Source organism: Bacillus sp. GbtcB14 (assembly GCF_019091205.1).
Classification (GTDB): domain Bacteria; phylum Bacillota; class Bacilli; order Bacillales; family Bacillaceae_G; genus Bacillus_A; species Bacillus_A cereus_AG.
Genome location: NZ_JAGXJT010000005.1, coordinates 421,909 through 445,140 on the forward strand (window position 1 = coordinate 421,909; position 23,232 = coordinate 445,140).

Genomic DNA, 23,232 nt, shown 5'->3' on the forward strand with positions numbered 1-23,232 from the left:
TTGAGTTGATGGGGGGTACCGTTTATATGGAAATGAAAAAAATGTTACACAATGACCGTATTAAACCATATGTATTAAAAGCACGTTTTGGCGTTGAAAAAGAAAGTCAACGAGTGGATCTATCAGGAAGTTTAGCTAAAACAGAACATCCCAATAGTATTTCAGTAAGAGATGACCATCCTTATATTCAGCGGGATTTCTCTGAAACACAGATGGAACTAATCACACCTGTTACCGAGACACTAGAAGATTTATTTAATTATTTAGCAGCTATTCATGATGTTGCCTATCGTTCTATGGGCGTTAACGAAATGCTTTGGCCATTAAGTATGCCACCACAGTTGCCCGAAAAAGAAGAAGATATTATGATTGCGAAACTTAATAATCATGAAAATGTTTTATATCGCCGATATTTATCTAATTCTTATGGTCGACGAAAACAAATGATTAGTGGTATTCATTTCAATTTTGAATTTAGCGATGATTTAATTCAGGCATTATTTGAATTACAATCAGAAATAAAAGATTATCATCAATTTAAAACAGAAATTTATTTGAAAGTCACAAGGAATTATTTACACTATCGATGGCTAATAACGTATTTCTTCGGTGCTTCTCCTAGTAGTGAAAAGAATTTCTTTGAAAAAGATCCTTTAAATGGCGCCGTAAGAAGCATTAGAAATAGTAAATATGGTTATAGCAATGAAAACGATGTTCAAGTATCCTATAGTAGTTTACAAAACTATATATATGATCTTTCTTCGTTAGTGCGTAAAGGGGTTTTATTAGAGGAAAAAGAATTTTATGCATCTGTCCGTTTAAGGGGCGGCCCAAAAGTCTCAGATTTAAATGATCAAGGTATTCGTTATATGGAATTAAGAAACCTAGATTTAAATCCTTTTGAAACATATGGAATTAGCCATGAACAAGCAGAATTTCTGCACCTTTTCCTCATCTATTTACTCTGGATTGACCAAGATGATCACAATGATGAATGGGTAAAAATCGGTGATATTCAAAATAATTTAGTGGCTCTTGAACATCCTTTAGAACATACGCAATTTAAAACAGATGCTGAGCGTATTGTTGATGAGATGGAACATGTAACAGAGTTGTTAGACATAACGGTTTCGAATACATTATTTGTTAACTTAAGAGAAATGCTAACAGATCCAAGTAAGACTTTAGCTGGACGACTTTATAAAGAGATTATAAAAAGTAGTCAAAGACAGGTAGCTTCCCGCATTGCTAAAGAAAATTATAAAAAATCATGGGATAAACCGTATCAGCTATCAGGATTTACTGACATGGAGTTATCTACACAAATTTTAATGTTTGATGCTATTCAACAAGGAATACAAGTAGACGTTTTAGATCGACAAGATCAATTTTTAAGACTAAAGCTAGGAAGTCATGTTGAATATGTGAAGAATGGGAATATGACTAGTAAAGATAGTTATATATCACCATTAATTATGGAAAATAAAACAGTAACAAAGAAAATTCTTCAACAACATGGATTTCGTGTGCCGATAGGCGAGGAATTTAACGATATAGAAAAAGCTTTACGTTCCTATAATTTATTTGCAAGAAAGCCTTTTGTTGTAAAACCAAAAACAACAAATTATGGATTAGGAATATCTATCTTTAAAGAAGACGGAACAAGTTACGAAGACTATCAAAAAGCACTCACATTAGCATTTAAAGAAGACTCATCCGTATTAATAGAAGAATTTGTTTATGGAACAGAATATCGATTTTTTGTTCTAGATGACAAGGTTCATGCTGTTTTATTACGAATTCCTGCTAATGTTGTAGGGGACGGTACACATACGATTGAAGAATTGGTTCTTCAAAAAAACTTGGATTCATTAAGAGGAATGGACCATAGGACACCTTTAGAAAGTATACAATTAGGTGAATTGGAGCTCTTAATGCTTAAAGCTCAAGGGTACCGAAAAAATTCAATTCCAACAAGTGGCGAAATTGTATTTCTGCGAGAAAATTCTAATGTCAGTACAGGTGGAGATTCAATCGATGTGACAGATCAAATTCCCGATGATTATAAGGAACTAGCTATAGATGCGGTAGCTGCACTTGGAGCTAATATTAGCGGTATAGATTTGATTATTGAAAACACAGAAATCCCTGCAGCAAATAAAAACGCTTATGGAATTATTGAGGCAAACTTTAATCCATCAATGTACATGCATATATATCCGTATAAAGGAAAGTCTAGACGTTTAACTATGTATGTACTACATTATTTATTCCCTGAATTGTTAGTTGGTAGTTAAATTTAATTAAAAAGGTCCTTAGCTATGTCTAAGGACCTTTTTGTATTAACTTAAGTATGATACTTTTTTAAATTTATTGGTGTTGCTACAAAATCATGAATACTAGCCATCATCAGACGGAGTCTTCTTGCCGAAAAGGATAAATACATTTAATACAATCATTTTCACAGCTTCCTTTTCATAATAAGAAAAGTATAATTGGAGATTGAATATTTTTCTTTCAAAATCTTGTTTTAATATTTGTTCTCTAAGAAATATGAATCGAAAAGGCATACATACGATTGAAAAATTAGCTTAATATTTTTTGAAATACTTAAAGCAATCCCTCGGTATATAGGAGAAGAATTACATTTACATATTATAAAAATGGCTATCTATATAAAAATTACATAACAGCACATGATATAAATCCATTAAATGAGACAATTATTTGTACCGATGATGCTTTTCATAATAAAAGAATGTTTTAAGTTTGGTGATGTAATTGAGATTGATTAAAGCCTGCTGCACAGATATAGGGCCATGAAATGAGAGTATTATAATTACAGTGAATCTTTAGATGTTTTTCTTTGTCATTTTTATATAAAATCTAAGAACCATTATTGAAATAAAAATATTTGATAATAGACGTTCTCTAACGCTGTATAAAAATATTAGGAAATTGCAATTTAATAAACTAAATAATAATGTACAAAGAAAAAAGGGACCAAGTATGGTTACTAAAAAAAGGAAGTTGTATGACATCCTTTGGAAAATAATCTGCAATAATACCATATGGTTTTATTACCATTTTTATAACTAAAAAATAATTATTTTTATGTCTAATATTGTTTCATAGTGGACATAAAAAATGCTTATAAATGATATGAGGGTAGGGAGTAGCGTGGGATATTAAAACAACTAAGGGGTGTTGATTATCACTACATTAATCTCGCACTTTTATAATGAAGAATATTTACTACCTTGGTGGTTAATGCATCATAAACAAGTTTTTGATCATGGTATTTTAATAAATAGGGGTTCTACAGATCGATCAGTGGAGATGTGTAGAATATTCGCACCGAACTGGGAAGTGAGGAATTCAAGAGTACCAGAGTTCGACGCGGAACAAGTGGATAATGAAGTTATGGATATTGAAAGTGAAGTGACAGGGTGGAAAATGACTTTAAATACTACCGAATTTCTTTGTTATCCAAATAAAACTGAATTTTTTAATTCGCTAAATGAATTAAAAAAGAGGATATATGCAATTCGAATGATCTTAATGGCCGATCCTTTAAATTATGAATATCGTAATCCAAGATACTCTATTCCATTGGTAGAACAAAGATTTCATGGTTATTTTCCACACAATCCACATCCCGGAAAAAGTTGGAGGTTGATCCACGATTATAAAAGCGGGGAATATACGCCAGGGAGACATTCATCAGCGTATTCATTCCAGTTGTATCCTTCACCGGCTTTTGTTTTGAAATTCTATTTTAGTCCATGGAACGATCAAATGAAAAGGAGAAGGTTACAAATTGCTCCAACCTTATCTAAACGTTGGAGTGCTTTAACATCTTTTTATGGAACAAGTTTAGAAGAACTGGAGGAGAAATTTATAGGAACTGCAGAGCATACGCAAGACCTTCGCTTAAATCCAGAGTATCAAGCAGTATTTTTAACAAAGAATAAATTTACATGGGAGGAATGACATGAAAGATAATAGGCCGAAAACATTTTATTTATTCAATTTGGAATTTTTTTGTTATATTTACTTGAAACCGTACTTTTTAATGTACTATCCGAAGGAAGTTCAAGCGTGTGAAAGGCGATAGTCTAGCGGTAGGTGAGAGATAATGCAAAATATCCCACATCAAATCGTGTACGATTTCTATGCCAATTACGTGTCTATTTTGACTAAATATGAAAAAGAAATCACGCAGAAAGAAATAGAACGTGTAGTTGGATTAGGGATGAATTGTATGTGAGTGGCGAAGAGGAGAAAGCTAATGTAGTTCACATTCAATGAGATTATATGTTTATATTTTTGAATTTAGGTGTATATCTTTTAATAATATATACCATGTTCTTTTATTCAAATAATTCTTTGAAACTTGAAGTGTACAAACGTGATCGATACCCCATTCTAATGTCGTGATTTCATTTTCTGCTCCTGTTGGAGAGAGTAGAAGTATCTTAAAGTTATTTCTAACAATCCTTGATAACATAGACTGTAATTCTAGTGTCTCAATGAGATTACCACCCCATCTAACAAATAAAATAGATTGGGATTTTTCCATTATTTTATAAAAATTATTAATTCTTCGATCTAATGTTTGTTTAAATTCAGGATATGTGGTAGACCATTCTTTATTGGAGATAACAGGGAAATCATGATAGGATGTTATGTTATATTTTATATCTTTTACAATATGGGAGGATACAGGTTGTATCACCCCATCATTAAAAACAATATTTTTATCTGCCATTGCATACATATTATCTAAATCCATAAAATCTATGAAATCATTTTTTAATAAACCATTTATGGAGGAGAGATCTGGCGACGTAACCCAATCTAGAGGACCAGAATGTTTCCTTAGCTTGTATTTTTGTGAATTGATGGCAGTATAACAGTTTTCACCTAAACTAATAACATCATCGTATAATCCATGTAACTCTTTGAATTCCAATATAATCATCCTCTATTGAATAAACTAACTAATGTATTGCATTTAAAACCCAGTGATTTTTACGAGTAAATTCCGTTAAAGGGTAAATGTAGTTGATTGTTAAATAAAAATTAATAAGGAAAGGGTTATGTTCTTAAAAAATTATTATAAATAATATATGTATGTTTAATAATTAAAGTGAAAATAATTTACAGGGTTTAATAATATAAAAATAAAGGTATAGAAAAGCTATAAATAGGAAAGTGGTTGTACGTTTAATTAAAATGCTCTTATAATAAAAATCTAGGTTTTTTCCAACAACAATAAATATTATGTCGCAAAGCAAAAATTAAATTGGATATTTTTGATTTAATTATATATAAATAGCAGGATAAATAGTGGAGATAAATAAAACGTATTATAAAAATGTAGTGATGTTAATGAATGACGAAATTAGAATTTCATAAAAAAGAACACTGTTACACAGTGTCCTAAATTATTATAAGAGCTGTATGAGGAAATTTAATTAGCTGGATTTAAGTTTCTCTATCATATATGAAAAGGTTTCTAATGATCTGTTATCTTTTTAAATTAGATTTAATGAGTATTCATATGTCTTGAAATCATCTTTGAAAATATCTTTGACCAATTGAATTGTTTCTTCATCATAAAAACTATCGTAGGTGGGATGTCTTGGGAATAAAGGATCAGTAATATCCCCATCTGCATATGTCCCCTTGTAAACTGCTAATTTGTTTTGGTGGTGCCACGAGTTAATCAATCCATTTAGAGGAGATTTTTTTAATCCGTATTTGTCTTCTAAATTAGAAAGTTCCGTAGAGAGATTCTCCAGGTAAATATAATTTGTTACAAACTCTTCTTCTCCTTGTATATACTGTGGTGTGAAGTGTGGATTTACGCCCTCAAAATCCGGTGCATGTGCTTTTAAATAGTACAAGTAAAGTTTAAAGGAAATTCTTTTATTACAGGATTCATCACCATAAAGATAACGACGGATGTGCTTCCATTCAATGGATTCGTAATACGGAGCAGGAATCAGAGAAATAAAGGAGCTTACGGCCCTTTTGAAGGGATTTCTTACTAATTTATAGGTGTCTTTTTCTTTTTTTTGTAATGCATTGGCTAAATCAATGAAATAAGGTATGGAGTTTTTATAAATTTCAAATTCATAGTGATGAACAAAGGGATTATATTTAACCGCTTCTTTAAATAAATTAATGTGATAAAAGAACCAATATACAAGTGAAGTGCAGCCGCTTTTTTGGCTCCAAAATAAGATTAGGGGAAAGTCTTTGTGAAAATGAGGGGGACGCCCATACTTAGATATAAAATCATAAATATTTGTGATAGGCATTTTTTTGCCTCCCTTTATATTTTGATGGTTTTTTATAATATATGGAGGAAGTATTTATATATGAAATAACAATAAAGGTATCTAAATAATTGTATACGAACGCGTTAATTGAAAACAAAAAGGGGCGCACATGTAAGTGGACGTACTCTGCTGGCATTATCAAATTGTGAAAAGCTAAAAAGAATAAAAAAACCACTAGTAACTAAAAAGACCGATAACGAATCAATATAAAATCATTTCATACAAAATCTACAAGAAGGTTGAAGTAGACACTCACGTGGGTGTCTTTTCTTCATAGGGTGTAATTGCTATCCTAGATTGATATAGGTGAAGGGCTACCTATTTTTACGGATAGCTGTATCGGAACAATTTATTTAGTACATAACTTTCAATGAATATTGAATTGAGGACGGATGTAAGTTGAAATTTAATAGCCGATTTCTAATAGGAAAGAATGGCGTTTTTTATCTTTAAATACTTTACAAGATCGAACTAGAGATGTCGGATTTGTATAATGCGCCAATAAATATCAGTGAAAAGATATACGTATTGTTGATATGACATTTGATGTGATTTTAATAAATTAATTTAATAGTACTTAAAAAGTTAGCTTTGGTATAAGAAGCATAATAGTACCGGGAACACATATTATATAAAGACAAATGAAGGGTAATATAATTTCGCGTATCAATATAATGCAGTCGTATTATAGGAGTTGATGATGTGGCTGATAAAAATGAAATGCAAAAAATATATGAATTGCTTCAAGCTCATGCAATAGATCCTGATTTAATTGGACCTACTTTTCCGCCAATTCCATCAATAACATTTCCTACGGGGCCGACAGGAAATACGGGAGCAACCGGAAGTACGGGGGCAACCGGAGATACAGGAGCAACCGGAGATACAGGAGCAACCGGAAGTACGGGGGCAACCGGAGATACAGGGCCGACCGGAAGTACGGGGGCAACTGGAAATACAGGTTCAACCGGAAATACGGGCCCGACCGGAGACACGGGAGCAACCGGAAGTACAGGAGCAACCGGAGATACAGGGCCGACCGGAAGTACGGGAGCAACTGGAAATACAGGTTCGACCGGAGATACAGGGCCGACCGGAAGTACGGGAGCAACTGGAAATACAGGTTCAACCGGAAATACGGGCCCGACCGGAGACACGGGAGCAACTGGAAGTACAGGAGCAACCGGAGATACAGGGCCGACCGGAAGTACGGGAGCAACTGGAAATACAGGCTCAATCGGAGATACGGGAGCAACTGGAAATACGGGATCAATCGGAAGTACAGGTCCAACAGGAGACACGGGAGCAACCGGAAATACAGGGCCGACCGGAAATACAGGCTCAACCGGAAATACAGGGCCGACCGGAAATACAGGCTCAACCGGAGATACAGGCCCGACTGGAAATACAGGTTCAACCGGAGGAACGGGAGCAACTGGAAGTACGGGTCCAACCGGAGGAACGGGAGCAACTGGAAGTACGGGTCCAACCGGAGGAACGGGAGCAACTGGAAATACGGGTCCAACCGGAGGAACGGGAACAACTGGAAATACGGGAGCAACCGGAGGAACGGGACCGACCGGAAATACAGGTTCAACCGGAGAAACGGGAGCGACAGGAAGTACAGGTTCAACCGGAGGAACGGGAGCAACCGGAAGTGGAGCAATTGTACCATTTGCTTCTGGCGGCCCGGTTATTTTGACTACAATTGCAGGTGGATTAGTAGGAACAACAAGTTTAGTTGGATTTGGGAGTTCGGCGACAGGTATAACGGTTGTTGGAGGCAATATTGATTTGACCGGTACGGCATTAGGCCCTATTATAAATTTTGCATTTTCAATGCCGCGTAGTGGTACTATTACTTCGTTAGCAGCATATTTTAGTGTTACTGTCGCATTAAGCTTGGTTGGTACGACGGTGACATTAAATGCGCAATTGTATCAGTCAACTACCCCGGATAATACTTTTAGCCCGATCCCAGGGGCAACAGTTACTTTAGCACCTTCTTTAACGGGTGCATTAGCTCTAGGAACTATATCATCTGGGATAATAACGGGATTGAATATTCCGGTAACTCCAGCAACAAGACTCTTGCTTGTTTTTTCCGCTACAGCTTCTGGTCTTTCACTTGTTAATACTATTACGGGTTATGCAAGTGCAGGACTAGGCATTAATTAAATGAATTTAAGGTTACTATTTTAATCTTTATATAAGTCTCGAAAGAGATTTTAATATGTATTATTTATGAATCAAATTAACGAATGTAATAACCCATTTAAAAGTGATAAAAATAAAAAAATACACCTTCAATAAATGAAGGTGTATTTTTTTATACTGCTTGGGTTTATATACCCGTATCGTATATAGAATCTTATTTATAAGTACATAACATTAGTTGAATTCTGATCCATTCTGTTTTAGTAAGTAAAAAGAAATATCTCTTCCTAACTTAATTATATCACGTAAATCAAGTTCGAAATAGACTGTTTATTCGTATTTACTACTGCTACAATCAAGAGCACAGGCAAAATAAGGAGAGATGTTACATGAGTTCTTTCGTTCTCGATTTTCAGGAAATAGAAAAAACACAGCTTTCGCTCGTTGGTGGAAAAGGATTGAATTTAGGGGAGTTATCCAACATGCAAGGGATACAAGTGCCAGAAGGTTTTTGTGTTACAACGATAGGATATGAAAAGGCTATCGAGCAAAATGAAGAGCTTCAAACTTTATTGCAGCAGCTAACAAAACTGAAAAAGGAAGAGCGAGCTCAAATTGGTGAAATGAGTAAGAAGATTAGAGAAGTCATTATGGGAGTAGAAATCCCTTTCGATGTAGTGGAATCGGTAGTTCAATATCTCTCACGTTTTGGAAATGAACATGCGTATGCTGTGCGTTCTAGTGCTACGGCTGAAGATTTACCGTATGCCTCGTTTGCTGGTCAACAAGATACGTATTTAAATATTACCGGAAAAGAAGCGATTTTGCAGCATATAAGAAAGTGCTGGGCTTCTTTATTTACAGAGCGAGCAGTTATGTACCGCATGCAAAATAGTTTTGAGCAGAATCAAGTTTCTATATGCGTTGTCGTTCAAAAAATGGTCTTCCCACGGGCTTCGGGCATTTTATTTACGGCTGATCCGATTACTTCTAACCGAAAGGTATTATCAATCGATGCCAGTTTTGGACTTGGTGAAGCGTTAGTATCAGGACTTGTCTCTGCTGATAATTATAAAGTAAAAGAAGGCGAAATCGTCGATAAGGTGATTTCAACTAAAAAAGTAGCTATCTATGCCTTAAAAGAGGGCGGAACAGAGAAAAAACACATTGATCCGGCTCAGCAAAAGCTTCAAACATTATCAGAGCAACAAATATTACAACTGGCACACAGCGGAAGACAGATTGAAGCTTATTTTGGCTGTCCACAAGATATTGAATGGTGTTTAGTGGATGATACATTTTATATAGTTCAAAGTCGACCAATCACGACTTTATATCCAATTCCTGAAGAAAATGATGGGGAAAATCATGTGTATATATCAGTTGGTCATCAACAAATGATGACCGATGCGATGAAACCACTAGGATTATCTTTTTTCTTGTTAACGACTAATGCCCCTATGCGTAAAGCGGGAGGAAGGCTATTTGTGGATGCTACACAAAGATTAGCTTCACCTGCTAGCAGGGATTTCTTAATAAACACTTTAGGGAAATCTGATCCGCTCATAAGAGATGCATTAACGACTGTAGTCGAGCGAGATGATTTTATTACATTGTTACCAGATGATGAAACAGGAAAGAGCGCTAGTAAAAGTGTGCCGCCTGCAAGCTCGCAACCAGAAATCGAAAATGATCCGGCAATTGTTACGAATTTAATAAAGAATAGTGAGGCATCAATCGAAGAGTTAAAACGAAACATGCAAACGAAATCAGGGGTGGATGTACTTGATTTTATTTTGGAAGATATTCAGCAATTAAAGAAAGTATTATTTAATCCGCAAAGTATCGCTGCCATTATGGCGGGTATGAATGCTTCAACATGGATTAATGAAAATATGGAGCAATGGCTAGGCGAAAAGAATGCAGCAGACACACTTTCTCAATCAGTACAAAACAATATTACGTCTGAAATGGGGCTAGCATTAATGGATGTTGCTGATGTGATTCGGCCGTATCCAGAAGTTATTGCGTATTTACAACATGTAAAAGATGATAGCTTTTTAGACGAATTAGTTCAGTTTAAAGGTGGGGAGAAAGCTCGAGATGCAATTGGTGCTTTTCTAAATAAATACGGAATGAGATGCAGCGGAGAAATAGATATTACGAAAATACGCTGGATTAAAAAGCCAACTACTATTATCCCGATGATTTTAAATAACATTAGAGACTTTGAATATGGTGCGAGTAAACGGAAATTTGAAGAAGGATTGCAAGAAGCTTTGAAAAAAGAAGAAGAGTTAGTAGAGCGATTGCAGCATTTGCCGGATGGTAAACAAAAAGTAGAAGAGACGAAGCATATGATTCGTAACATCCGGAATTTCATCGGTTATCGTGAATACCCGAAATACGGCATGATTAATCGCTATTTTGTATATAAGCAGGCGTTACTGAAAGAAGCTGAGCAACTTGTGCAGAGCGGTGTCATTCATGAAGTTGATGATATATACTATCTAACTTTTGAAGAGCTTCACGAAGTTGTTCGTACGAATAAATTAGATTACGAGCTTATTCATAAACAAAAAAATGATTATAAATTATATGAAAAACTAACGCCTCCGCGTGTAATGACGTCTGATGGAGAAATCATTACAGGTAAGTATAAACGTGGAAATCTTCCAGTCGAGGCTATCATAGGTTTGCCTGTTTCTTCAGGTGTAGTTGAGGGGAGAGCACGCGTTATTTTAAACATGGAAGAAGCGGATTTAGAAGAAGGAGATATATTAGTTACTGCTTTTACTGACCCGGGCTGGACACCGTTATTTGTGTCTATAAAAGGATTAGTCACTGAAGTCGGCGGACTCATGACGCACGGAGCAGTTATCGCACGTGAATATGGCTTACCGGCAGTCGTTGGGGTAGAGAATGCTACGAAATTAATAAAAGATGGACAGCGAATTCGGGTACATGGAACAGAAGGGTATATTGAAGTGTTGTAGTTGTGCTTAGATAATAAAGAGATTAATCACTATAATTAGTGACTAATCTCTTTATTTTTTTAGCTAGCAATTACCACCTGGAACATTGATGAATCAGAATGTATACCAATTCGAACTAAAGAATCTTTTCAAAAATATTACAAATTCAGACAACATCTTGTAAGTTATCTGAATTTTCATTATTATATAAACGTTATAACGTATTTAATATTGGGGAGGAATAGGGATGAAGAAAAAACCTTTTAAGGTGCTGTCTACGCTTGCGGCGACAGCTGTGCTTAGTTGCACATTTGGATTTAGTAGTCAATCTGTTTATGCGGCAACGCCGTCTCATACAGGAACTGTAAGTCCAATTGATGAAAATTTAATTCAAGAGGATCGTTTAGCAGATGCACTCAAGAAACGCGGTGTAATTAGTGAATCTACGTCGAAAGAGGACACATTAAAAGCTGTTGAAAAATACGTAGAGAAGAAAAAAGGTGAAAATGCTGGAAAAGAACCAGCAGCAGGGGATAGTGTCTCAAGAGAAGCTTTTGACTTTTTGAAAAAAGTTAAAGATGCAAAAGCAGATGCGAAAGAGAAAGTTGATCAGCCTGCTGCTGGTCCAGTAGTAGGTGAAGCGCCGGTTAAAGGGGGATTAAACGGCAAAGTACCAACTACTTCAGCGAAGCAAAAACAATATAATGGTGATGTTCGTAAAGATAAAGTTCTAGTATTGCTAGTAGAGTTTGCTGATTTTAAGCATAACAATATTGATCAAGTACCAGGTTATATGTATTCAAATGATTTTAATCCAGAACATTATCAAAAAATGTTATTTGGCGATGAGCCATTTACACTCTTTGATGGTTCAAAAGTCCCAACATTTAAACAATATTATGAAGAGCAATCTGGTGGTAGTTATACAGTCGATGGGACAGTAACAAAGTGGTTAACAGTTCCTGGTAATGCAGCGGATTATGGGGCAGATGCAGGAGATGGTGGTCATGATAATAAAGGCCCAAAAGGCCCACGTGATTTTGTGAAAGAGGCATTAAATGCAGCTGTAGAAAGTGGAATTGATTTATCTGAATTTGACCAATACGATCAATATGACAATAATGGCGATGGCAATAAAAACGAGCCAGATGGTCTAATTGATCATTTAATGGTTATTCACGCGGGAGTTGGACAAGATGGAGGCGGTGGTAGACTAGGTGATGACGCAATTTGGTCACATCGCTGGAACCTTGGAACACCATATCCAATTGAAGGAACAAAAGCAAAGGTTGACAATTGGGGCGGTAAAATGGCAGCATACGACTACACAATTGAACCAGAAGATGGAGCAGTTGGTGTATTCGCACATGAATTTGGTCATGATTTAGGCCTTCCAGATGAATATGATACGAAGTACTCAGGAGCAGGTGAGCCAATTAACTCTTGGTCAGTTATGAGCGGCGGCAGTTGGGCTGGCAAAATTGCAGGTACAACGCCACCGAGTTTCTCTCCGCAAAACAAAGAGTATTTTCAAAAGAACATGGGTGGGAACTGGGCAAATATTGTAGAGGTTGACTATGATAAATTAAATCGCGGTATCGGTCTGGCGACGTACTTAGATCAAAGTGTAACGAAATCAGCTCGTCCTGGTTTAATTCGCGTTAACTTACCTGATAAAGATGTAAAAGGTATTCAGCCTGCATTCGGTAAGAAATATTACTATAGTACAAAAGGCGATAACCTTCATACAACATTAGAAACGCCAGTATTTGATTTAACAAATGCAACACAGGCGAAATTTGATTACAAAACATTGTATGAAATTGAAACGGAGTATGACTTCCTTGAAGTACATGCAGTGACAGAAGATGGTAAGAAAACGTTAGTGGATCGCATTGGTGAAAAGAATGTGAAAAATGGTCTAGATACAACGGATGGTAAATGGGTAGATAAGTCATATGACTTAAGCACATTTAAAGGTCAAAAAATAAAACTAGCATTCGAATACATTACAGATGGTGGTTTAGCACCGAACGGTTTTACACTTGATAACGCTACGTTAACAGTAGATGGAAATGTTGTCTTCTCTGATGATGCAGAAGGCGAAGCGAAATTAAAATTAAATGGTTTCGTTGTATCAAACGGTTTTGATAAGAAGAAACATAACTACTATTTAGAGTGGAGAAACTACGCTGGTGCGGATCAAGCGTTAAAATATAGTAGTGGTGTACCATATAATACAGGTCTTGTCGTATGGTATGCAGACTCTAGCTTTACAGATAATTGGGTTGGTCTGCATCCAGGAGAAGGTTTCTTAGGAGTTGTTGACTCTCACCCAGAAGCAATTGTTGGCACACTAAATGGTAAACCAACTGTTCAAAATAGTACACGATTCCAAATTGCAGATGCTGCGTTCTCCTTTAATCAAGCGCCAGCATGGAAAGTTGTATCTCCAACACGCGGAACATATGATTATAAAGGATTACCAGGTGTAACGAAGTTTGATGATTCTAAATCGTATATGAATGATTTAATCCCAGATGCAGGACGTAAATTACCGAAGCTGGGACTGAAATTTGAAGTAGTTGGACAAGCAGACGATAATTCTGCAGGTGCAGTTCGTTTATATCGTTAATAATGGAGAAGCTGTTGAAGGGAATACCTTTCAACAGCTTTTTTCATATGGAAATTTGTTGATGTTCAGATTGATCAAAACATGTTTCCATGCATATGGGCTCATTTCTTTAAACCAGCCGCATAAAAAGGCCCATGAACTGCGATTGTAGATAAAATACGAGCAATTTCCTCAGGTGTTTCTTTTTGGCCACTATTTAACCATTGCTGGATGACACCTATATGAGCTGATGCCATATAAGAAGTTAAGTATTGGCTTGGGACAAGTAAATTTTCTTTATTAATGAGAGCACCATTCGTATCTTCAAATAGTGTTTTCCACATAAAATCCTTCAATTTTGTTTGGAAAGACAAGTCTCCTTTCGGGCTAAGTACAGCTTTAATAAAAGCACTATTTTCATTTAGAAATTCAAGAATAGAAGTGATAAGTATAAATGGCATTGTTGGAGAAGGATTTGATCCAAGGTCAGCAATAACTTCCGGGAATTTCTTTTTGGCAATTTTAGAAAACTCATACATAATATCTTCTTGGCATTTCGTCATTAAATCAAATTTATCTTGATAGTGCGCATAGAAAGTACCGCGATTAATGTTTGCTTTCGTTGTAATATCTTTCACTGTAATGGCGTCAAAACCTTTTTCTTCAATTAGTTCCACCAATGCACTTCGTATGGCAGTTTTCGTACGAACAACACGTAAATCTAAATTACTATCACGCAAAGTAGATCCCTCCTTAATGTTAGTCAACACATTTTAAAAATGTGTCTTATAACCGACACATTCACGATTTTTGATTATTGTATAAGGTTCAACTCGAACATATAATTCAAAATATAAATATACAACACGTTGTTGGTTATTATAAATCAAATTAAAGGAGGAGAAAAGAAAATGTTTAAAAATAAACTTTTATTGTTATCACCGGTTATTGCACTACTTGTAGTTTTTATTTTTTCATTAACATTATTTCCAACTGTTCAACCTAAACCGAAAAACTTGCCAATCGCAATTGTAAATGAGGACCAAGGGGTAGAAATTCCGAATCAACCGAAAATGAATATGGGGCAAACGATTGTTGATAATATGAAAAAGACATCAAAAGCAGAGGAAGAACCTGCGGTAAAGTGGATAGAAGTAAAAAATAAGGAATCCGTGCAAAAAGGCTTAAATAATCAAGAGTATTACGCGGCGTTAGTCATTCCGAAAGACTTTAGTACGAAGCAGGCATCGTTACGAACACAACAGCCATCTTCGCCAGAGGTAGAAATATTTATAAATCAAGGAATGAATACAGCGGCTTCAACTATGGCAGGAGAAATGTTAAATGCGATCGTTGATAATGTGAACAATACTGTTCGCGCGCAACTATTAGAAGGGTTGAAAGCAAAAGGAGCTACTTTAACAGCAGACCAAGTTTCAAATGTAGTAACACCGATTACGAAGAAAGTAACAAATGTGAATGAAACCGGCAAAAATAGTGCAAATGGTAACTCGCCAATTTCTTTATTCCAGCCGTTATGGATTGCAAGTTTAGCGAGCGCAGCAATCATCTTTATTGCAATTCGTAAAATACCAGTCGGCTCACGAAAAGAAAACTTTATATTGAAAGTAAAACAAATCGTAACAGGGGCTATTGCGGCACTTGTAATCGGATTTGGACTAACATGGATTGCGGACGGAATGGTAGGACTAAACATTTCGAATTTCACAGATACGGCACTGTTTTTATCTATTACATCCTTTAGTTTCTTCTTAATGATTTCTGCAGTGCTTTCATTAGTTGGACTAAATGGGATCGGTTTATTCGCTCTCTTACTATTCTTCGGGGCACCGTTATTATCGTTAGCACCGGAAATGTTGTCGCCATTTTACCAAGACTGGGTGTATACATGGTTGCCGATGCGATTTATGATTGAAGGACTTAGAGAAATATTCTTCTTTGGAAAAGGGTTAAGCTGGAGTACACCTGTTACTGCGCTCGTTTGGATTGGTGCGGTAAGTATGGTTATTATTTTAATGACTGCTTTCAAACGTAGTATAATAAAGGAACATACAACAGAATTAAACGCTTAGACAAAATAACGTTTCACTCGTAGTGAAGCGTTATTTTTTGTGGTGAAATGATTATTAGTCTATAGGAAAATGAAGAGTTCGCATTTGTGGTTCATTTTGTATACATGCTCCTACTATTTCAAATTGCATAAAATGTTATGCGAAATAATGGAGGGGATACGATGGATAATTCAAATTATTATGATTGGTATAGGCAAAATGATAAGCTGATTCGTGATATTGAGAAAGCGATAAATGGAGAGTTTAGTGCTATAAATTGCTATGCGAAATTAGCTAACATGGCTCCAAATGCGGCGGAACGAAATCAAATTCTTGAAATTCGTAATGATGAAATAAAGCATTTTCATCATTTTGTACAAATCTATACAAATTTAACAGGTCAGCAGCCTAAACCACAAATTACGGAAGAATGCCCGAATACGTACTTACAAGGATTAGAATTTGCAATACAAGATGAACAGAAGACAGTGGATTTTTATTTGGAAATTTCAGATGAGACATCGGATGCGCATATGAAAGAGTTATTACGCAGAATAGCTGCTGATGAACAAAATCATGCGGTGTGGTTTTTATATTATTTTGTGAAGACGAAGTAAATGTTTAAGGAATTAAAACCGTTTCACTAGTAGTGAGACGGTTTTTTGTGGAATACAAGCTGTAAAATAGATATCTTGAAAGTGTAGTGGTTAATTTTGGTATATAATGTATAAAACGAAAATTAGTAAAAGAAGTAAGTATATGAAAGGGGAACGGCAATATGGAGAGAACTACAGTTCAAGAATATACAATTCGAACTGCTACTGAAGAGGAAAGCGATAGTATTATTATGCTATTAAAAGAAGTAGCACAGTGGCTACAATATAAAGAAGTAGATCAGTGGCAGTATCTGTTAGGCGGAGAGGCTACGGCTGAAATATTAGAAGGCATAAAAGAGAAATATACGTATGTTGCAATGAGAGAAGAGGAAATTGTCGGTACGGTTACGGTATCTCCTAAACAAAATGAATGGGATGAACGTATTTTTGGTAAAGAGGAAGTTTCTAATTCATTATATATTCATAGATTTGCGGTGAACCGGAAGTATAAGGGGAATGGAATTGGAAAATGGATTTTACGGTGGATAGAAGAGAATGTACAACACGACAAAGAGTTTTTGAAGCTAGATTGTGTGGGACATAATCGTACGTTGAATGATTTTTATAAGAAAAATGGTTTTGAATATGTTGGGAGTACAGAAGGACTTAGTAAGTTTCAAAAGAGAAGGAGAATGTGAATGCATCCAATTAACGTAAGTTTAGTTGAAAAGTTAATACAGGAACAGTTTCCTGAATGGGCACATTTAGAAGTGAAACCTGTAAAGTTTAGTGGGCATGATAACAGAACGTTTCACTTAGGGGATGAGATGAGTATAAGATTACCAAGTGATGTAGCATATGCACCACAAGTAGAGAAAGAAAACAAATGGCTTCCGCTATTAAGCAAGGAACTTTCTTTACCAATTTCTTCTCCAATTGCGAAAGGGAATCCCTCTGCAGAATATCCATGGCCTTGGTCTATTAATAAGTGGATAGAAGGAGTGACAGTTACGAAAGGAAATGTACGTGACTTAAATGAATTTGCGGCGAAATTAGGATCATTTCTAGTAGAATTGCAATCTATTGATGCGAGTAATGGGCCGATAGCCGGAGCACATAATTTTTACCGAGGTGGGCTTATGTCCGTATATGATGAAGAGGCGAGAGCTGCTATCGAAAATAATAAGGATGTTTTTGATGAAACAGTATTAAAGCATCTTTGGGATGTAGCACTTCAGTCAACGTGGGAGCGTAAGCCAGTTTGGATTCATGGGGATGTTGCCCCGGGGAATTTACTCGTTAAGGACGGAAAGCTTTGTGCCGTCATTGATTTTGGTATTTTAGGAGTAGGAGATCCGGCTTGTGATGCAGCGATGGCTTGGACATTTTTTGATGAAAATAGTAGAAACGTATTTAAAGAAATATTGCGCATAGATGAAGAAACGTGGAATCGAGCGAGAGGATGGGCGCTTTGGAAGGCGTTAATTACATATGATGCGAATAAGACTAGTAATAAAATGGTGGCAGAGGAATCGTATCGTGTGATTCAAGTGATTGTGGATGATTATGAGAGGTAGTAGAAACAGCCTATTTTAAAATAGGCTGTTTTTATATGATGAAATATTAGAAATGGAAAGAAGGAATCTAATGTAATTATACAGAATATTTAGATAATATGGGGGTGTCGAATTTTGAGTGAAATTGAATTAAAAAGGAATGTAATTAAGACAGGGAGTGAGAAGGGGATCATTTTTCGTTTTATACTCACTAGTCTAGTTGGGGTGTTTATGTTTTTCGTACCAGTTACGATAAACGGTGCTTCTTCCATTATGATTGATCATATCGTATCATGGATTAGGACTTCTGTTCCGAGCGTAGTACCTTATTACGCTCTACTCGTTATGGTAGTGGGGGCGATTTATCCGTTTTATACGAAAAAATGGAATGCATCTATCGTAGATATTTGTTTTTCTATTTTAAAAGTAGTTGGTGTTGTCTTTGGTGTATTATATTGTTTGAAAGTAGGACCAGCTTGGTTCTTTGCACCAGATGTAGGGCCCTTTTTGTATGAAAAACTAGTCATATCGGTAAGTTTACTCGTTCCAATTGGCTCGGCTTTTTTAGCATTATTAGTCGGGTACGGATTACTTGAATTTATCGGTACGTTTTGCCGTCCGATTATGAGACCGTTATGGAAAACACCTGGACGATCAGCAATTGATGCGGTTGCTTCTTTCGTTGGAAGTTATTCGCTAGCGCTTCTCATTACTAACCGAGTTTATAAAGAAGGAAAGTATACGACAAAAGAAGCAGCCATTATCGCTACAGGGTTTTCTACAGTATCCGCAACATTTATGATTATCATCGCAAAAACATTAGATATTATGCATTTATGGAATGTTTATTTTTGGACTACTCTTGTTGTAACATTCATCGTAACCGCTATCACCGTAAGAATCCCGCCACTTAGTAGAAAACCAGATACATACGTAACGGAAGAAGGGTTTCCAGAGCCTGTTTATAAGGAGAAAATGTTAGAACGTGCTTGGGAAGATGCATTAGAAGTATCAAAAACTGCACCGAGCGTTATGAAAAATATCGCAGTGAACTTAAAAGACGGTTTCATTATGACGATGGGAATTTTACCATCGATTATGTCAGTAGGGTTACTCGGTATCGTATTGGCGAAGTTTACGCCAATATTTGATTGGATCAGTTATATTTTTTATCCTTTTACATGGGCTTTACAGCTTCCAGAAGCAGAACTAGCTGCTAAAGCGGCATCCGTTGGTATTGCCGAAATGTTTTTGCCATCATTATTAGTAGTAAGTGCACCGCTCGTGACAAAGTTTGTTATTGCGGTTGTTTCGGTCTCATCAATATTGTTTTTCTCAGCTTCCATTCCTTGTATATTATCGACAGATATTCCGTTAAAAGTATCGGAACTTATTATTCTGTATGTACAAAGAACGATCTTAACGTTACTTATTATTACGCCGATTGCTTATTTGTTGCTTTAAAGTGTTAAAAAGATAAAGCTATAACAAAAGAACCCTTCTGTAAAAGGAAGGATTCTTTTGTTTAAAAGCAGGGTACGCTAAGAAAATCAAATATCCCAAACGTGAAAATGTACAACTTTCATGTTTTTGGATACTTTTATTTATCTTTCGTATATGACGTAACGCTTCTTAAAAAGATTCCTAATCCTGCAAAAAAGAATCCTAAGCATAATAAGCTGCCTGGCGTTCCCCAAGTAATTTGATCTAGCATTTTTATCCCCTCCCGTTTATTATTATATAGTATTTATTGTATATTTCCAGAATTTTCTTTTTTATAAGTGCGATATTAATGATTATCGATGAGCCATCCTACCCTATATGGGATGTTTATATTCGAAGAAGAATTCATATGTTTGGTTCTAAGGAAGAGATGTTGAGTGAAATTGATTTAGGCTAAGTAAAGATAAAATGACATGAGAGTCGCTTTTTATAGAAGGGATTCTTTTAATTATATTCATTTATTCTTATAATTAATTTTTGTTTCATATGATATAGTAATAACAAAGAGGGGGCTTACAAATGGAAATGATTCACGAAAGAGCAAAGTTACGATTAATGGATAGTGATGATGTCGAAACTTTGTTTTCGATTGTAGAAGGAAATCGGGATATTTGGGCGTATTTAATCTCTAAAATGGATAGTGTTCAAGAGATGCAGCAATATGTTCAAAAAGCGATACAAGGTTATGGAAAGGGAATGCAAATGCCTTTCGTTGTAGTGGATCAACAGACGAATACGATTGTAGGAAGTACACGTCTATATAATATTTCAGTGGAAGATAAAACAGTCGAGTTAGGGCAAACGTGGTATCATCCAAGTGTGCAACGTACGAGTATAAATACAGAGTGTAAGTATATGCTTCTCCAGTATGCTTTTGAAAAACTGCATATGCTGAGGGTGCAAATTAAGACGGATGCAAGAAATGAAAAAGCACAGCGAGCAATTGAAAGGTTAGGCGCAGTAAAAGAGGGTGTGCTTAGAAATGAAAGAAAGTTACCGAATGGTTATGTGAGAGATGCAGTTGTGTACAGTATTATCTCAAGTGAATGGCCAGGCGTAAAAGAACAATTGTTAGAAAAATTAGAGTTGTATAAAGAAAAGCTATAATTCGTGTTTTGAAAGGTATATTGTTCGTGATGCATGAAAAATATACCTTTTTTCTTACAAAATGCTACTTTATTTTAATTCCTTTTGTTTCATCGTTCCCTTCTGAGAAAAAATTCGTTACAATGTAGTTGTATGGTAATAAACTTATGAATTTAAAAAATGTAATGAAAACCGCAAATGAAAATGAATTGATAATCCTCAATTTTAAATGAAAACCCTTTTATACATAAATAACAAGTAAAGTTCCTTCTTTTAAATAAACTCAAACAAAATGATTTGATATAAATGTTTTTTTATAGAAGTATGGATGATGTACGGAGGCAATTACAAATGAAAGAATATAAGAAGAGTAAGAAAAGACGAATCTTTCAAGTATTTTTACTAATGATTTGTTCTGCTATTTTATATGTAAGTTATGCAGCTTATGATATTTGGAGTTATCGTTTTAAAACAAATGATGGCGTGAAAACGGATGCTGGTATCGTACTAGGAGCAGCTTCATGGAACGGAAAACCATCTCCTGTATTTAAAGAAAGAATTAATCATGCGATTTCTTTATATAAGAACGGAAATATTAAAAAGATTATTTTTACAGGTGGTACTAAATTCGAAGCAGAACTTGAGGAAGCGCGTACTGCAAGAGTATATGCAATGAAACAAGGTGTAAAAGACGAAGATATTTTAATTGAAACAAAATCCCTTTTCACTGAAGAAAACTTAAAGAATGCGAAGGAAGTTGGAATAGAGAACGGAATACGCACATACACGATTGTAAGTGATCCACTTCATATGAAACGTGCAATGAGAATCGCAAAACATATTAATATTGAAGCGTATGCTTCACCAACGCCGACATCAGCATATAAAACGTTAGACACAGAAATACCATTCTTCTTTAAAGAATTATTCTCGTACATTGGATATGTAACCTCTTTGCCATTAAAGGCATTGAAGGGAGACTAACATAAGAAAAGAACCTATCTTAAAATAGGAACTTTTCTTATTGGTCAAAAACATTGTATTTTTATCGGAATAGTGAAACAATAGAGAGGTAGCTTCATATAATCATAATGAAAAAGTGAGCGGTTGATGAATCGAACATAAAGGAGATTATAGTATGGCACTCTCATTTGTTGAAACAGAAGAACAATCTTTCATTATTGAACAAATAAATAAATTGATTCCGAAGTTCATGGAAAGGGAGCATCAATTAAGTGAATTAGGATCATTTCCGTATGAAAATATGAATGATTTGAAAGATATCGGATATACGAAATTAACGTTACCGAAGGAATTTGGTGGTAGTGTAATTTCTTTATATGACTTCGTTTTATTTCAAGAGAAAATCGCGGAAGGCTGCGGAGCTACTGCATTATCGATTGGCTGGCATCTTGGTATTGTGAAAGAGCTAGCGGAAAATCGCTCTTGGAATGATGAGATGTTCAAATGGTTTTGCGAAGAAGTGCGTAATGGTGCGCTCTTTAACCGGGCAGCAACAGAGCCGAAAACAGGGAGTCCGACGCGTGGAGGTAAACCAGAAACAATAGCGGTTCAACAAGGCGAAAAGTGGGTTATAAATGGAAGGAAAACTTTTACAACGATGGCGCCAATACTTGATTATTTTATTATTTCAGCAAGTATTGAAGGCCGAGAAGAAGTTGGTGAGTTTGTCATTCCGAGAAATACACTCGGTGTATCCATTGAAGAAACGTGGGATAGCGTCGCGATGAGAGGGACTGCTAGTCACGACCTTGTCTTACAAAATGTAGAGATAGAAAACCGCTTTTTTACGGATGTAAAGGGCGGAAAAGTGAAACAAAAGGGTATTGGCTGGTTGTTACATATACCAGCATGTTATTTAGGAATTGCACAAGCAGCAAGAAATTATGCAGTTCAGTTTGCGGGATCATACAAGCCAAATAGTTTAAATCATTCTATCAGTTTATTGCCGAATGTTAGAAGATTAGTTGGAGAATTAGAACTCGAGCTTATGCAAGCTCGCGTCTTTTTATATCAAATTGCAAAAAAGTACGATGAAGCAGAAGATAAGCTTTCACTACAGGCAGAGCTAGCAGCAGTGAAATACGCCGTAACAAATGCGGCGATATCCATAGTGGATAAATCAATGCGCATCGTAGGAGCAAAAAGTTTATCAGAAAAAAATCCGCTTCACCGTTACTATTTAAATGTCAGAGCAGGACTACACAATCCACCGATGGATGATGCAACACTGTCTATGCTTGCGGATGCGGCGTTTCGGTCGTAGGTTTTTAACTTAAATTATATTATTTATGGGCAATAT

16 protein-coding genes and 2 pseudogenes are annotated in these 23,232 nt (G+C 35.7%); 15 read left to right on the forward strand and 3 right to left on the reverse strand.

From position 1 onward, the window contains the following. Positions 1–26: 26 nt before the first annotated feature. The 4 genes and pseudogenes from gshAB to KVT31_RS30325 all read left to right on the forward strand — a co-directional run. Positions 27–2,297 carry a bifunctional glutamate--cysteine ligase GshA/glutathione synthetase GshB gene (gshAB, locus tag KVT31_RS17795; protein ID WP_088096895.1) on the forward strand — a complete coding sequence of 757 codons (2,271 nt, stop codon included), beginning with the start codon at positions 27–29 and terminating at the stop codon, positions 2,295–2,297. 344 nt (positions 2,298–2,641) lie between these two features. Further along, positions 2,642–2,795: pseudogene (locus tag KVT31_RS30320) on the forward strand (YolD-like family protein); the annotation flags it as partial. A 415-nt stretch (positions 2,796–3,210) separates the two neighbouring features. Further along, positions 3,211–3,993 (forward strand): glycosyltransferase family 2 protein, encoded by a 783-nt coding sequence (locus KVT31_RS17800; protein WP_088096949.1) that lies wholly within the window; start codon positions 3,211–3,213, stop codon positions 3,991–3,993. A gap of 161 nt (positions 3,994–4,154) precedes the next feature. After that, positions 4,155–4,293, forward strand: a pseudogene (locus tag KVT31_RS30325) (RNA-guided endonuclease TnpB family protein); the annotation flags it as partial. Between the two features lie 28 nt (positions 4,294–4,321). On the opposite strand, the gene KVT31_RS17805 reads toward KVT31_RS30325, so the two are convergent. Together KVT31_RS17805 and KVT31_RS17810 are read right to left on the reverse strand one after the other, a co-directional pair. Continuing rightward, complete coding sequence (locus tag KVT31_RS17805) at positions 4,322–4,984, reverse strand: DUF1796 family putative cysteine peptidase (protein ID WP_088096894.1); 663 nt, start codon at positions 4,982–4,984, stop codon at positions 4,322–4,324. A 556-nt stretch (positions 4,985–5,540) separates the two neighbouring features. Then, positions 5,541–6,329 carry a sulfotransferase family 2 domain-containing protein gene (locus KVT31_RS17810; protein ID WP_088096893.1) on the reverse strand — a complete coding sequence of 263 codons (789 nt, stop codon included), beginning with the start codon at positions 6,327–6,329 and terminating at the stop codon, positions 5,541–5,543. A gap of 741 nt (positions 6,330–7,070) precedes the next feature. On the opposite strand from KVT31_RS17810, the gene KVT31_RS17815 reads away from it, so the two are divergent. The 3 genes from KVT31_RS17815 (at position 7,071) to KVT31_RS17825 (ending at position 14,117) form a co-directional block, all read left to right on the forward strand. Further along, the gene (locus KVT31_RS17815) at positions 7,071–8,528 is read left to right on the forward strand and encodes an exosporium glycoprotein BclB-related protein (protein ID WP_217613538.1); all 1,458 of its coding nucleotides are present in this window, start codon (positions 7,071–7,073) and stop codon (positions 8,526–8,528) included. A 368-nt stretch (positions 8,529–8,896) separates the two neighbouring features. Next, complete coding sequence (ppsA, locus tag KVT31_RS17820) at positions 8,897–11,503, forward strand: phosphoenolpyruvate synthase (protein WP_088096892.1); 2,607 nt, start codon at positions 8,897–8,899, stop codon at positions 11,501–11,503. Positions 11,504–11,729: 226 nt separating this feature from the next. Continuing rightward, on the forward strand, positions 11,730–14,117 hold the full coding sequence (locus KVT31_RS17825) for an immune inhibitor A domain-containing protein (RefSeq protein WP_088096891.1): 2,388 nt from the start codon (positions 11,730–11,732) through the stop codon (positions 14,115–14,117). A 101-nt stretch (positions 14,118–14,218) separates the two neighbouring features. Here the strand turns inward: KVT31_RS17825 and KVT31_RS17830 are convergent, their stop codons facing one another. Further along, positions 14,219–14,836 carry a TetR/AcrR family transcriptional regulator gene (locus KVT31_RS17830; protein WP_088096890.1) on the reverse strand — a complete coding sequence of 206 codons (618 nt, stop codon included), beginning with the start codon at positions 14,834–14,836 and terminating at the stop codon, positions 14,219–14,221. A gap of 132 nt (positions 14,837–14,968) precedes the next feature. On the opposite strand from KVT31_RS17830, the gene KVT31_RS17835 reads away from it, so the two are divergent. The 8 genes from KVT31_RS17835 (at position 14,969) to KVT31_RS17870 (ending at position 23,196) form a co-directional block, all read left to right on the forward strand. Then, on the forward strand, positions 14,969–16,189 hold the full coding sequence (locus KVT31_RS17835) for a YhgE/Pip domain-containing protein (protein ID WP_140392495.1): 1,221 nt from the start codon (positions 14,969–14,971) through the stop codon (positions 16,187–16,189). 161 nt (positions 16,190–16,350) lie between these two features. Then, positions 16,351–16,785 carry a ferritin-like domain-containing protein gene (locus tag KVT31_RS17840; RefSeq protein ID WP_088096888.1) on the forward strand — a complete coding sequence of 145 codons (435 nt, stop codon included), beginning with the start codon at positions 16,351–16,353 and terminating at the stop codon, positions 16,783–16,785. Between the two features lie 161 nt (positions 16,786–16,946). Beyond that, the gene (locus KVT31_RS17845; protein WP_088096887.1) at positions 16,947–17,462 is read left to right on the forward strand and encodes a GNAT family N-acetyltransferase; all 516 of its coding nucleotides are present in this window, start codon (positions 16,947–16,949) and stop codon (positions 17,460–17,462) included. Continuing rightward, a complete protein-coding gene (locus tag KVT31_RS17850) occupies positions 17,463–18,341 on the forward strand; it encodes an aminoglycoside phosphotransferase family protein (protein WP_088096886.1) in 879 nt (292 codons plus the stop codon). It begins immediately after the preceding gene. A gap of 114 nt (positions 18,342–18,455) precedes the next feature. Continuing rightward, positions 18,456–19,784 carry a YjiH family protein gene (locus tag KVT31_RS17855; protein WP_088096885.1) on the forward strand — a complete coding sequence of 443 codons (1,329 nt, stop codon included), beginning with the start codon at positions 18,456–18,458 and terminating at the stop codon, positions 19,782–19,784. A 558-nt stretch (positions 19,785–20,342) separates the two neighbouring features. Then, positions 20,343–20,930, forward strand: coding sequence for a GNAT family N-acetyltransferase (locus KVT31_RS17860; protein WP_088096884.1), 588 nt, complete (start codon positions 20,343–20,345; stop codon positions 20,928–20,930). Positions 20,931–21,260: 330 nt separating this feature from the next. Then, positions 21,261–21,893, forward strand: a complete 633-nt coding sequence (locus KVT31_RS17865) for a YdcF family protein (RefSeq protein WP_088096883.1) — start codon at positions 21,261–21,263, stop codon at positions 21,891–21,893. Positions 21,894–22,047: 154 nt separating this feature from the next. Next, complete coding sequence (locus KVT31_RS17870; protein ID WP_088096882.1) at positions 22,048–23,196, forward strand: acyl-CoA dehydrogenase family protein; 1,149 nt, start codon at positions 22,048–22,050, stop codon at positions 23,194–23,196. Positions 23,197–23,232 lie beyond the last annotated feature (36 nt).

Coding starts and splice junctions, on each gene's coding strand:
- gshAB (WP_088096895.1), top strand. CDS start 27: ATGGAAATGAAAAAAATGTTACACAATGACCGTATTAAACCATATGTA.
- KVT31_RS17805 (WP_088096894.1), bottom strand. CDS start 4,984: ATGATTATATTGGAATTCAAAGAGTTACATGGATTATACGATGATGTT.
- KVT31_RS17810 (WP_088096893.1), bottom strand. CDS start 6,329: ATGCCTATCACAAATATTTATGATTTTATATCTAAGTATGGGCGTCCC.
- KVT31_RS17815 (WP_217613538.1), top strand. CDS start 7,071: ATGCAAAAAATATATGAATTGCTTCAAGCTCATGCAATAGATCCTGAT.
- ppsA (WP_088096892.1), top strand. CDS start 8,897: ATGAGTTCTTTCGTTCTCGATTTTCAGGAAATAGAAAAAACACAGCTT.
- KVT31_RS17825 (WP_088096891.1), top strand. CDS start 11,730: ATGAAGAAAAAACCTTTTAAGGTGCTGTCTACGCTTGCGGCGACAGCT.
- KVT31_RS17840 (WP_088096888.1), top strand. CDS start 16,351: ATGGATAATTCAAATTATTATGATTGGTATAGGCAAAATGATAAGCTG.
- KVT31_RS17845 (WP_088096887.1), top strand. CDS start 16,947: ATGGAGAGAACTACAGTTCAAGAATATACAATTCGAACTGCTACTGAA.
- KVT31_RS17850 (WP_088096886.1), top strand. CDS start 17,463: ATGCATCCAATTAACGTAAGTTTAGTTGAAAAGTTAATACAGGAACAG.
- KVT31_RS17860 (WP_088096884.1), top strand. CDS start 20,343: ATGGAAATGATTCACGAAAGAGCAAAGTTACGATTAATGGATAGTGAT.
- KVT31_RS17865 (WP_088096883.1), top strand. CDS start 21,261: ATGAAAGAATATAAGAAGAGTAAGAAAAGACGAATCTTTCAAGTATTT.
- KVT31_RS17870 (WP_088096882.1), top strand. CDS start 22,048: ATGGCACTCTCATTTGTTGAAACAGAAGAACAATCTTTCATTATTGAA.